Raw genomic sequence first — 11562 nt, forward strand, 5'->3', positions numbered from 1 at the left:
GGCTTCGACCGCCGGGGCCGGCCGCCGCCGGGTGCGGTCCGCCGTCAGTCGTACCGCACGCCCGCCGCACCCACACTGGCCGCCGCGGCCACCGCGTCCGCCAGGCGGGGCACCTCGGCGACCGCCAGCTGCGAGACCGTCAGCCGGATCCCCGGCCCCGCCTCGACCCGGAAGACGGCTCCGGGGGACACCGCCCATCCGGCGGCGAGCAGCCGTGTCACCACCACCGTCTCGTCGACCACCGGCACCCAGACGTTCAGGCCGCTGCGCCCGTGTGCCCGGATCCCCCGCTGCCGCAGCGCCTCGACCAGCGCGTCCCGCCGCCCCGCGTACGAGCGGGACACCGCCACCGGATCGACCGCGCCCGAGGTCCACAGCTCCACCACCGCGTACTGCAGCAGCCGGCTCACCCAGCCCGGCCCCAGCCGCTGCCGCCCGCGCAGCCGGTCCAGCGTGACCGCGTCGCCGGTCAGCACCGCGAGCCGCAGGTCCGGCCCGTACGCCTTCGCGGTGGACCGCACCAGCACCCAGTGCCGGGTCACCCCGCCCAGCGGATGCAACGGCAGGTCGACGATCCCGTTCCCGTGGTCGTCCTCGATCAGCAGCACCTCGGGATGGTCCGCCAGGAGCGCCCGCAGCTCCCGCGCCCGCTCCGCGCCCACCGCGGCCCCGGTCGGGTTCTGCGCCCGCGAGGTCACCACCAGCGCCCGCGCCCCGGCCGCCAGCGCGCGGGCCACCGCCTCGGGCCGGGGCCCGTCGTCGTCCACGGCCACGGGCAGCACGCGCAGCCCGAGCGCCGGGACCAGGTCCAGCGCCCCGCCCCACCCCGGGTCCTCCACAGCCACCGCGTCGCCCGCCCGCAGATGGGCGGTGAGCACCCGTTCGATCCCGTCGAGCGCACCCGAGGTCACCGCCACCGGCCCCGGCGGCACCCCGTCCGCGTCGAAGCCGGCCCGGGCCAGTTCCGCGAGCTCCGGGGCGACCGGGCCCGCCCCGTAGAGGGTCGGCGCCTGCGCGTACCGCCGGGCGGCCGCCGCCAGCGGCCCCTCCAGCGCGGGCAGCAGGGACACGTCCGGACTGCCCTCCGCGAGGTCCCGTACCCCCTCCGGCACGACCATGCGCAGCGCGTCCCGCGGCGTGCTCGACGGGCGGGCCCGCACCCGGCTGCCGCGTCGTCCGTCGGTCTCGATGACCCCGCGCTCGCGCAGCGTCCGGTAGGCGGCGGCCACGGTGTTGGGGTTCACCCCGAGCTCGCCCGCCAGCTCCCGCATCGGCGGCAGCAGTGAACCCGGCGGGAGCGCGCCCGAAGCCACGCCCGCCTCCACGCCGGCGGCGATATCCGCTGCGCGACGCCCTGTGATCCGATAGTCTCCTAGCACAAACCCCAGTATGCACTAGTGCAATGGAGTCGGCACCATGACCGCCACGCCCGCCACGCAGACGACCGCGACGACCGAGGGGAACGAGAGGACCGAAGCGACCGCGGTGTACGGATCGACCGGAGGCTACGAGCCCACCGACCGCACCGTCCCCAGCCGCTCCCGCGACCGGGCGCGCTACGACCGCGCGACGGTGCACTCGATACTCGACGGCGCCTACATCTGCCACCTCGGCTTCGTCCGCGACGGCGCGCCCGTGGTCCTGCCCACGCTGTACGCCCGGGTCGGCGAATCGCTCTACATGCACGGCTCGACCGGCTCCCGCCCGCTGCTCGCGGCCCGCCGCACCGACCCGGGCCTGCCCGTCTGCGTGACCGTGACCCACGTCGACGGACTGGTCCTGGCCCGCTCGGCCTTCCACCACTCGCTCAACTACCGCTCGGTGGTCGTGCACGGGACCGCCCGCCAGGTCACCGACGAGGCGGAGTGCCGGACGGCCCTGGACGCCATGGTCGACGCCGTCGCCCCGGGCCGCTCCGCCGACACGCGGCCGGCCAACGCCAGGGAACTCGCCGCCACCTCGGTGATCCGCGTGGACCTCGCCGAGGTGTCCGCGAAGATCCGCAGCGGCCCGGTGAACGACGAGGCCGAGGACCTGGACCTGCCGTACTGGGCGGGCGTGGTTCCGGTGGCCCCGGCGTACGGAACCCCGGTGCCCGCCGCGGACCTCACCCCCGGCATCGCCGTCCCGGACTACCTCAGCGCGCTCTGAGGGCTGCGCCGCACGGGGGTGGGCGCGGCCGCCGGCCGACGGGCCTCGGCCACGATCAGCGCGCCCACCGCCGTCAGCAGCAGTACGGTGCCCAGCACCACGGCGCCGGTCAGCCGCTCCCCGAGCAGCAGGACCGCGATCACCGCCGCGCTCACCGGCTCGATCAGCATGATCACCGACACGGTGGCGGCCCGTACCGCGGCGGCCCCGGTGAAGTAGAGCGCGTACGCCAGCGCGGTCGGCACGGTGGCGACGTACACCAGCAGCCAGAGCACCCGTCCGAGATCGGCGGTGTGCGGCAGCAGCCCCTCCGCCGCGGCGAGCGGCAGCAGGCACACCGTGCCCACCGCGACCGACCAGGCGGTGGTCACCAGCGGGTCCCCGCCCGCCCCGCGCTGCCCGAGCCACCGCGCCCGCAGGGTCATCCCCGCGTACCCGGCGGCCGAGAGCAGCGCCCAGCCGACGCCGAGCGGGCGGACCTCGCCGCCGCCGCTGCCCAGCACCAGTACGGCCAGCCCGGCCAGCGCCCCCACCACGGCGACCACGCCACCGCGGCCGAGCCGCTCGCCCATCCAGTACCGGGCGCCCAGCGCGATGATCACCGGCCCGGCGCCGAGGGTGACCACGGTGCCCACCGCGAGGCCGGTCTCGCGCACGGCGGCGAAGTACGCGGCCTGGAAGAGGGTGAACAGGAGCCCGGTCCCGATCAGCGAGGCCGCGGAGGGCCGCACCCGCCCGGGGGCGGGCCGGGGCCCGCGCACGGCGAGCACCCCGAGCAGCACCACGAGCCCGCCCGCGCACCGCCAGAAGGACAGGGCGAGCGGGCCTAGGTCACTGGCCAGGAAGAGGAGGGAGGCGGCCGCCCCGGCGGTGCCCCAGGCGGCTCCGGCGACGACGAGGTACAGCAGACTGCGCCCGGCGGCGGGCGAATGGTTCGACACGAGATGTCTCCGCGCATGCGTGAAGGATGAAAGAAGCAGGTCATCGCTTCGCGGGCAGCACGGGCCCGCCCGGGGGCTCCCCGGGCCGGGTACCTGTCGTGGTGGCGCCGCCCGCGCTAGGCGGCGGGAGGCGGAAGCACGGTCGAATGCATGACCGCCACCCTAGCCCTTGCCGACCGTGGCCGTCTCACGGCCCGGTACGGACCGCTCGGCGACGGCCGGCGCCGGCGGGGCCGGCCGGGAGGACTGCGCGATGAAGGCGCCGCCCAGTACCAGGCCGCCGCCGACGATCTGCCAGGTGGAAAGGTGCTCGCCGAGCAGGATCCAGGCGAACACGGTGGCGACGACCGCCTCCAGGAAGGCCACGACACCGGCGACCTGGGGCGAGAGCCGGCGCACCGAGACCACACCGGTCAGGTAGGCGAAGACGGTCGCGACCAGCACCACCCAGGCGAGCAGCACCGGCGCGGGCACCATCGTGCCGCCCACGGAGGCATCGCCGCCCAGCACCTGCCAGTCGATCTCCCAGGGCCGGGCGATCACGGTCATCACCAGGGCGCCGACGAGCATGCCGTACGCGATCACCCCGAGCGGGTCGGGGGCGTCGTCCCCGTCGGCGCCCTGGTCGGCGAAGACGAAGTAGAAGGCCTGGCAGCAGGCGGCGGCGAGGCCGAAGAGCACGCCGAGCAGGTCCAGGCTCAGGCCGGCCCAGATCTCGACCACGCAGGCCAGTCCGACGACGGCCACGGCCGCGCCCGCGGCGGCGCCGCGCGTCACGGGCTTGCGCTGCACGAAGCGGATGTAGCCGAGCAGCAGCGCCGGGCCCAGGTACTCCAGCAGCAGGGCCACGCCGACGGGGATGCGGGACAGGGAGGCGAAGTAGAAGGCCTGCACACCCGCGACGGCGACCAGCCCGAAGCCGGCGAGCAGCGCGGGCCTGCGCAGCACGAGGTCACGGTGGCGCCAGGCCAGCGGGGACAGCACGAGAGCTGCCCCGGCCACCCTGAGCCAGACCATGTGGAGGGGGTCCAGACCCGCCTCGATCAGCGGCTTCGCCGCCACTCCGGAACCACCGAACGCGAACGCCGAGACGAGGGCGAGGCCCAGTCCGGCATTTCTCCCTGACGCTTGCATCCCGCCATCATGACAGGGCGGGTCAGGACCGTCACGGGGATGACACCTGTTGAGACGGAGTCGAGATCACGCCCCGCCGACCCCCGCCATATCTGACAGGTCGTCAGTATTGAATGTTCCGCCCGCCGGGGCTACCTTCCGCCGCACGTACCGACGAGAAGGGGTGGTCGCATGGCTGAAGTCACCGCGGAATCACGCATCGAGGCGTCCGCCGCGCTGCTCTGGTCCCAGCTGACGGACTGGGACGCGTACGGGCAGTGGAGCATGACCCACACGAACTTCCCCCAGGGCGGACCCGAGACCCTCGCGGTCGGCGCCACCTTCGCGGAGAACATGAAGATGATGGGCTTCCCGGCCGAGGTCGTCTGGACCGTCTCGGAGCTGGAGGCCGAGCGCCGCTTCGCCATCACCGGCAAGGGCCCGATGGGCGTGGCGGTCCTCACCCGGTACACCCTGACCCCGGACGGCGAGGCCACCACGGTCCGCATCGACGGCGAGTTCACCGGGGCCGCCGTGTCCCTCATGGCGGGCAAGCTCAAGGACTCGGCCACCGCCGCGCTGAACGAGTCGCTGCGCAAGCTGGCCGGCCTGGTCGTCTGACCTGCGGGCCGCCCGTCCCGTACGCGAAGGCGCGCCCCGCGAGACGAACTCGCGGGGCGCGCCTCCGCATGCCGGGGCCGGTCGGGCTCAGTGCTCGTCGGCCAGGATCAGGTAGAGCTTCTTGCGGGCGTCGTTGATGACCCCGAGAGCCTTCTCCCGCTGCTGGGGCGTGCCGGTCTTGAAGACCTGCCCGAAGGCTTCCATCAGGCCGATGCCGGCCGTCCGGACCTCCTGCATCGCCTCGAAGTCGAAGCCGCGCCCGGCGTCCGCCCAGGGGGCGTCCGGGCCCGACTCGGCTTCGGAGCGGCCGGCGTCGGTGAGCGTGAACAGCTTCTTGCCGCCCTCGCTCGCACTCGTGATGAGCCCCTCGTCCTCGAGCAGCTGCAGGGTCGGGTAGACCGAGCCCGGGCTGGGCTTCCAGGCCCCGCCGCTGCGCTCGCCGATCTCCTGGATCATCTCGTAGCCGTGCATCGGCCGGTCGGCGAGCAGTGCCAGGATCGAGGCGCGCACATCGCCGCGCCGGGCCCGGCCCCGCGGTCCGCCGCGTCCGCCGCGGCCACCGAAGGGGCCCGCGCCGAAGGGCGGCCCGAACGGGCCGAAGGCGGCGCGCCGCCCCTTGAAACCCTCCCGACGATCGGGCCCGCAGTGGTCGTGGCCCCGTCCGTGGTCATGTCCGTGGTCGTGTCCGTGCTGTCCGTGTGAACGCATGGCTGCGCTCCTTTCGTCACGTTGTCGTTGCTTCATCGGTTGTCCGATGTCTCCACTATCGGCGACGGCTCGCGACGTGTCAACGATATATCGGAACCTGTCGCCGATAGTGCTCCTTCGGTCGTGGCAGCCGGAGGGGCGGGTGGCGGGAAGGCAGCGGGCCGGCAGAGGGACAGCAGGGGGACAGCAGAGGGTTGGCCGTCTCCTGGCCGTGCGCTGTAGATCGCCTGCACGGCTCCTGGCCCGTGGACGGCGAGTCTGGAGCCGCTTCCCCCCGAGGGCTTCCCGGCAGGGACCTCCCGGCGGGAAGCGGACCCCGCTCCGATTCACCTCACACTGGAGATGCGTTGACCCGTCGTTCCCTCAGCAAGCGCGCAGCCGTCGTCGCCGGCACCGCGGCCTTGACCCTCGCCACCGTCGGCACCGTCGCCGCGACGGCCGGGCCCCAGCACCGGGACCCCCAGCCCGGAAAGGACCGGATCGCAGGCCTCTTCGACACCTGGAACAAGGCCCTGCAGACCGGCGACCCGAAGAAGGTGGCCGACCTCTACGCGAGCGACGCGGTGCTCCTGCCCACGGTCTCCGACAAGATCCGCACCGACCGCGCGGGGATCGTCGACTACTTCGAGCACTTCCTGCAGAACAAGCCCGTCGGCGTGAAGGTCGAGACCATGGTCAACGTCCTCGACAAGAACTCCGCCATCGACACCGGCGTCTACGCGTTCACGCTCACCGACCCGAAGACCGGCGCCAAAAGCACGGTGAAGGCCCGCTACACGTACGAGTACGAGAAGCGGAACGGCAAGTGGCTGATCGTCAACCACCACTCCTCGAAGATGCCCGAAGGGTGATGACCACCCACAGACCGGATCCGGGAGCGTCCTGCAGGGTCACCGTGCCGCCGTCGTCCGTCACCAGCTGCTTGACGACGGCGAGGCCGAGGCCCGAACCGGAGCGCCCGGTCAGGCCCTGACCGCGCCAGAACCGGTCGAAGGCGCGGGACTTCTCCGCGTCCGACATGCCGGGTCCCTCGTCGAGGACGGAGAGCACGGCCTCGGCACCCCGGAGGTCGATCCGGACGGTGATCGTGCCGCCGTCCGGTGAGACCTCCAGCGCGTTGGAGAGCACGTTGTCCAGCACCTGGTCCAGATGACCGGGGCTGGCCAGCACGGCCGGCCGGCCGTCGGCGCCCTCCCCGAACGCGATGGTGACGCCGCGCTCGTCGGCGGCCGGCCTCCACACCGACAGCCGTTCCTCCACGATGTCCCTGAGCGGCAGCGGCTCCGCCGCGGACACCTTGGCCTCCGCCCGGGCCAGTACCAGCAGGCCGTTGACCAGGCGGCTCATCCGGACGACCTCGGCGGTCGCCAGCTCCACGTCCTCGTGCACGAACTCGTCGTCGACGCCGTCCGCGATGTTGTCCAGCGACAGGCGCAACGCCGTCAGCGGCGTGCGCAGTTGGTGGGAGGCGTCGGCGACGAAGATGCGCTGCGAGGCGATCAGCGTGTCCAGCCGCTCACCCGCCTGGTTGAGGGTGCGGGCCAGGGTCCGGGTCTCCTGCGGGCCCTCCTCCGGGGAGCGCGCGGACAGGTCTCCGTCACTGAACCTGCTGGCCACGTCGTTGAGTTGGCGCAGCGGACGCGTCAGCCGACGGGCCACCACCGCGCCGATCAGCGCCGCCACGCCGAGCACCGCCACCGCGAGGCCGGCCCGGAAGCCCCAGATCGTCCAGAGCCGGTGGGTGAGGTTGCCGGTCGAATAGACGATGCGGACGGCGCCGACGATCCGGCCCCGGTCCTTCGCCGGGACGGTGATCACCAGGTCGCGGCCCCAGATGAGGTCCGAACCCCAGTCGGTCGTCGCCTCCCCGTCCTTCAGCGCCCGGGTCAGCACCGCGTCGGAGGCCGGCGCGGGAATGTCCGGTGCGCAGCTGTCGGTGACGGTGACCTCCACCCGGTCGTGGGTCTCCTGCTCGTACGCCCGCACCACCTCCTCCAGCGCCTGGCAGGAGCTGGCGTTGCCGTTGCCCAGCAGCAGCGCCATGGTGGTCGCCTCGCGCTTGACGAACGCCTCGGTGTCGTCGCGCAGCTGCGCGGTGAGCGTGAAGGCCACCGGCACGGTGAACAGCAGGATCGCCACGGCGACGAGCAGGATGTAGCTGCGGATCAGCTGGCGGATCATGAAGCGGCGTCGTCCGCGCCCTTGCCGGCCTCGAGCCGGAAGCCGACCCCCCGTACCGCCTCGATGGTGATCGCCCCGGCGAGTTTGCGCCGCAGCGCCGCCACGTGCACGTCCAGCGTCTTGGTCGGCCCGAACCAGTTCGCGTCCCAGACGGCTTCCATGATCTGCTCACGGGACATCAGCGCGCCGGGCTCCTCGGTGAGGAAGGCGAGCAGGTCGTACTCCTTGGGGGCGAGCGCCACCTCCTGGCCGTCCAGCCGGACGCGGGCGGCCCTGCGGTCGATGGTGAGCCGGGCGCCGTACCGGTCGGGGGTGCTCTCCGGCGACGACGGGGTGCGGGGCCGTACGCGCCGCATCACCGCGCGTATGCGGGCGATGACCTCCCGGACCCCGAACGGCTTGGACACGTAGTCGTCGGCGCCCAGCTCCAGGCCGACCACCCGGTCCGTCTCGTCGCTGCGGGCACTGATCACGATGATGGGCACGGCACTGCGCCCTCGCAGCGCCCTGCACACGTCGAGGCCGTCGGTGTCGGGCAACCCGAGATCGAGGAGGACGACGTCGTACGGACCCTCGTGGCCCAGCGCCGCGCCGCCCGTGGTGACCCACTCGACGTCGAAGCCGTAGCGGCTCAGCCCGCGGAGCAGGGACTCTGCGACCGGCTCATCGTCTTCCACCAGAAGTACGCGCACACTGCGCACACTAGTGCGTACCGGCAAGCCGGTTCACCGCGCCGGCGATGCACCGGGCCCCGCTACGGCTCCAGTCGGGAGAGGTCCGGAGCGCGCGCCCGCCGCCCCGCCGACGGCCTCACCGATGATCCGGTGCTGCTCGGGTGTCAGACGGACGGTCAGGGCGGCGAGGGTGACGCCCGGCCGGTGGGCGGTGGGCAGGACGGTGCGTTCGAGGCCGCGGGCCCACGGGAGAACTCGCTCTGCAGCGCGGCCACGGGGGCGGTGGCGCAGGCTTCCGGTCGGCTGCGCCACACCGTCGCGCACGGTCCCGGGTTCGCCGCGGTGACGGGCACACCCGTCGGACCGCCTACGAAGACCACCCCGATCCCGGCACACTCCGCTGCCTCATCCGCCTCGTGCTCCGCCCGCACCCCGCCTGACCGGCCCGCGCACCCGGCAGCACGGTGGACAGGGCCAGTCACCCCCGATTGGCCTTTGTCGCCGATCAAGAAACCGCCCTACCGTCGGGGCATGCGCATCCGAATCGTCGACGCCTTCACCGACCGCCCCTTCCACGGGAACCCGGCGGCAGTCCTGCTCCTCGACGCCGCGTTCCCCCCGGACGCCTGGCTCCAGCAGGTCGCCTGCGAGATGAACCTCTCCGAGACCGCGTTCGCCCACCCCCTGCCGCCCGGCGGGGACGCCGACTGGGCGCTTCGCTGGTTCACCCCGGCCGCCGAAGTGGACATGTGCGGCCACGCCACCCTGGCCACCGCGCACGTACTGGCCACCAGCGGGCTCGCCACGGGACTGATCCGCTTCTCCGCGCGCTGCGGCGTCCTCACGGCCGAGACGGCCGAGGACGGCACGGTCACCATGGACTTCCCGACGTCCTCACTGACCCCGGTGGCGCCGCCGGCCGCCGTGGACCACGCGCTCGGCGGTCCCCCGATCCTCTCCGTGCACGACACCGCCGACCACATCGGTGACCTCCTCGTCGAGCTCGCCGACGAGAAGACCGTGCGCGAGCTGGAGCCGGACCACGCCGCCCTGCGCGCCTTCGCCCGGCGTGGGGTGATCGTCACCGCGCCCGCCGAGGATCCCTCCCTTGGGTACGACTTCGTCTCCCGCGGCTTCTTCCCCGCCTTCGGCATCGACGAGGACCCGGTCACCGGCAGCGCCCACACCGCGCTCGCCCCGTTCTGGGCGGAACGCCTGGGCCGCACCGAACTGACCGGCCTCCAGGGCGGTGCGCGCCGCGGGCTCGTACGGGTGACCCTGGAGGGCGATCGCACCCTGCTGACCGGCCGGGCCGTCACGGTCGTCGACGGCGAGCTCATCGCGTCCCCGCCCGGGGCCGGACAGGAGGGGTAAGGACCGGGGGCCCGGACGCGGGCGCCGACCCGGGCCGGGCCGATCAGCCGGGTCAGCCCGCGGACCGGCCCCCGTCCCCCCTCGCGTCCCCCTTGGACCGCCCCTTCGCCTCTGCCTTCGCGCGTGCGGCACTGCGCCGCTTCCTCTCGTGCTCCTCCCAGGCGGCCGAGTCGATCCGCTTGCGGTACACCTGCTTCGGCTCCGCGGCGCCCAGGTGCACCGTCCACACCCACAGGACGGCCGACACGACGAACATGACGCCCGCCACGCCCAGGTAGGAGGCGATTTCCTCGGACTCGGAGACGCCTTCCTCGTGCATGAACCCGGGTACGCCGGCGACGAGCGCGTTCACCCACCAGGCGAGCGCCACGTTGAACAGGACGAGGGAGATCCAGTAGGCGACCCGCATGCTCTTCGCCGGGCCGCTCACCTCCCCCAGCAGCAGGAGGCGGCGCAGGGAGACCGGCCCCGTCCGGTGGCGGCCGCCCGTGTCCGCCTTGGCCCGGCGCACCGACGCGTAGCACTCGTCCAGCCAGCGCCCCGGCTCCGGGGTCGGGGCCGGAACCGGAGCCTGAGCCGGGTCCGGGGAGTCGGTCGTCGGCGCCAGCTGCTTGGCCTGCAGCCAGCCGGTGAGGAACTGGATCTCCAGCAGGGCCTTCTCCAGGCGCCTGCGGTAGTGGTGGTCGCTGCTGCGCGCCTCGCGGCGGTCCCGGATGAGGAGGCTGATCCCGCCCACCATGCCGGTGACCACGGGCACCAGGAACGGCGCGAACGGCACCAGGGAGTCCATGACAGCCACCGGGCGCGCCTCCTCACTGGTGCTGAGGCCAGCGTCGCACCGCTCCGGCGTCCGGCACCGCCCGGAAGGGCCGATCGGGTGGGCCGCCACCGGTCACGGGGTCGGCAGCCAGCCCACCTTGCCCGCGAGCAGGGCGTACCCGCCGAAGGCGACGATGTCGAGGAGCGCGTGCGCGACGACGAGCGGTCCCACCCGGCCCCAGCGCCGGTAGGCGAGGACGAAGACGACGCCCATCACCATGTTGCCGATGAAGCCGCCGATGCCCTGGTAGAGGTGGTATGAGCCGCGCAGCGCCGAGCTGGCCAGCAGCGCGGCCACGGGCGACCAGCCCAGCTGGCCGAGCCGGCGCAGCAGGTAGGCCAGCACGATGATTTCCTCCACCACGGCGTTCTGCAGCGCGGAGAGGATCAGTACGGGGAACTTCCACCACACGTCGGGCAGCGCCTCCGGCACCACCGTGAGGTTGAATCCGGTGGCCCGGGCGCCCAGGTAGAAGGCCAGCCCGGCGCTGCCGATCCCGGCCGCGACGAGGGCGCCCCGGCCCAGGTCCCACCAGGGCCGGGTGCGGTCGAAGCCCAGCACCCGCAGCCCGGGGGCGCCCTCGCGGGTCAGCAGGTGCGCGACCAGCAGTACGGGTACCAGGGCGCTGGCGATGCCGAAGAGCTGCCAGGCGAGGTCCAGCCAGGGCCGGCCCGGGGCGTAGGAGCCGTTGAGGGTGGCCGCCTGGTCCTTGAGCCCGCCGGGCTTGGTGAGCGAGCCGATGAAGCTGATCAGCGCCGAGACCCCGCTCGCGCCCAGCGACAGCGCGAGGACGAGCAGCGTCTCGGTGCGCAGCAGGCTCCGCCGTCCGTCCTCGTCCAGTTCCACGAACACCGGCTCCGGCTCCGTCCGCACGCCCGACTCCGTCCTGCCATCCCGTTGCGACCACCCCATACTGCCTCCTCGGCGGACCGGGAGGATCACTGCGGGGCCATCAACAAGATCACCGGACGGCGTCGGG

12 protein-coding genes are annotated in these 11562 nt (G+C 73.4%); 4 read left to right on the forward strand and 8 right to left on the reverse strand.

Annotation, left to right across the window (positions count from 1 at the left end):
* Positions 1-44: 44 nt before the first annotated feature.
* Positions 45-1379 carry an aminotransferase class I/II-fold pyridoxal phosphate-dependent enzyme gene (locus JYK04_RS09800; RefSeq protein WP_189746190.1) on the reverse strand — a complete coding sequence of 445 codons (1335 nt, stop codon included), beginning with the start codon at positions 1377-1379 and terminating at the stop codon, positions 45-47.
* 37 nt (positions 1380-1416) lie between these two features.
* Here JYK04_RS09800 and JYK04_RS09805 point away from each other — a divergent pair, with 37 nt between their 5' ends.
* Positions 1417-2151: a pyridoxamine 5'-phosphate oxidase family protein gene (locus JYK04_RS09805; RefSeq protein WP_189746192.1), complete on the forward strand. Its 735-nt coding sequence runs from the start codon at positions 1417-1419 to the stop codon at positions 2149-2151.
* On the opposite strand, the gene JYK04_RS09810 is transcribed toward JYK04_RS09805, so the two are convergent.
* Both JYK04_RS09810 and JYK04_RS09815 read right to left on the reverse strand, forming a co-directional pair.
* A complete protein-coding gene (locus JYK04_RS09810; RefSeq protein WP_229876795.1) occupies positions 2133-3092 on the reverse strand; it encodes a DMT family transporter in 960 nt (319 codons plus the stop codon). The two genes, JYK04_RS09805 and JYK04_RS09810, sit on opposite strands and share 19 nt — an antisense overlap.
* A gap of 162 nt (positions 3093-3254) precedes the next feature.
* A complete protein-coding gene (locus JYK04_RS09815; RefSeq protein WP_189746194.1) occupies positions 3255-4226 on the reverse strand; it encodes an EamA family transporter in 972 nt (323 codons plus the stop codon).
* Positions 4227-4397: 171 nt separating this feature from the next.
* On the opposite strand from JYK04_RS09815, the gene JYK04_RS09820 reads away from it, so the two are divergent.
* Positions 4398-4826 carry a type II toxin-antitoxin system Rv0910 family toxin gene (locus JYK04_RS09820; protein WP_189746196.1) on the forward strand — a complete coding sequence of 143 codons (429 nt, stop codon included), beginning with the start codon at positions 4398-4400 and terminating at the stop codon, positions 4824-4826.
* Between the two features lie 87 nt (positions 4827-4913).
* Here the strand turns inward: JYK04_RS09820 and JYK04_RS09825 are convergent, their stop codons facing one another.
* Complete coding sequence (locus JYK04_RS09825) at positions 4914-5534, reverse strand: PadR family transcriptional regulator (protein WP_189746199.1); 621 nt, start codon at positions 5532-5534, stop codon at positions 4914-4916.
* Between the two features lie 347 nt (positions 5535-5881).
* Here JYK04_RS09825 and JYK04_RS09830 point away from each other — a divergent pair, with 347 nt between their 5' ends.
* Complete coding sequence (locus JYK04_RS09830; protein WP_189746204.1) at positions 5882-6385, forward strand: SgcJ/EcaC family oxidoreductase; 504 nt, start codon at positions 5882-5884, stop codon at positions 6383-6385.
* Here the strand turns inward: JYK04_RS09830 and JYK04_RS09835 are convergent.
* Complete coding sequence (locus JYK04_RS09835) at positions 6351-7715, reverse strand: ATP-binding protein (protein ID WP_189746207.1); 1365 nt, start codon at positions 7713-7715, stop codon at positions 6351-6353. The two genes, JYK04_RS09830 and JYK04_RS09835, sit on opposite strands and share 35 nt — an antisense overlap.
* Positions 7712-8407 (reverse strand): response regulator transcription factor, encoded by a 696-nt coding sequence (locus JYK04_RS09840; RefSeq protein WP_189746209.1) that lies wholly within the window; start codon positions 8405-8407, stop codon positions 7712-7714. Before JYK04_RS09840 ends, JYK04_RS09835 begins: the two co-directional genes overlap by 4 nt.
* Positions 8408-8920: 513 nt before the next feature.
* Between JYK04_RS09840 and JYK04_RS09845 the strand changes: the two genes are divergently transcribed.
* On the forward strand, positions 8921-9763 hold the full coding sequence (locus tag JYK04_RS09845; RefSeq protein ID WP_189746211.1) for a PhzF family phenazine biosynthesis protein: 843 nt from the start codon (positions 8921-8923) through the stop codon (positions 9761-9763).
* Positions 9764-9815: 52 nt separating this feature from the next.
* Here the strand turns inward: JYK04_RS09845 and JYK04_RS09850 are convergent, their stop codons facing one another.
* Entirely contained in the window at positions 9816-10562 is a 747-nt protein-coding gene (locus JYK04_RS09850) for a hypothetical protein (RefSeq protein ID WP_189746213.1), read from the reverse strand.
* Positions 10563-10655: 93 nt separating this feature from the next.
* Complete coding sequence (locus tag JYK04_RS09855) at positions 10656-11495, reverse strand: CPBP family intramembrane glutamic endopeptidase (RefSeq protein WP_373297516.1); 840 nt, start codon at positions 11493-11495, stop codon at positions 10656-10658.
* Positions 11496-11562 lie beyond the last annotated feature (67 nt).

The sequence above is a fragment of the Streptomyces nojiriensis genome (assembly GCF_017639205.1).
Classification (GTDB): domain Bacteria; phylum Actinomycetota; class Actinomycetes; order Streptomycetales; family Streptomycetaceae; genus Streptomyces; species Streptomyces nojiriensis.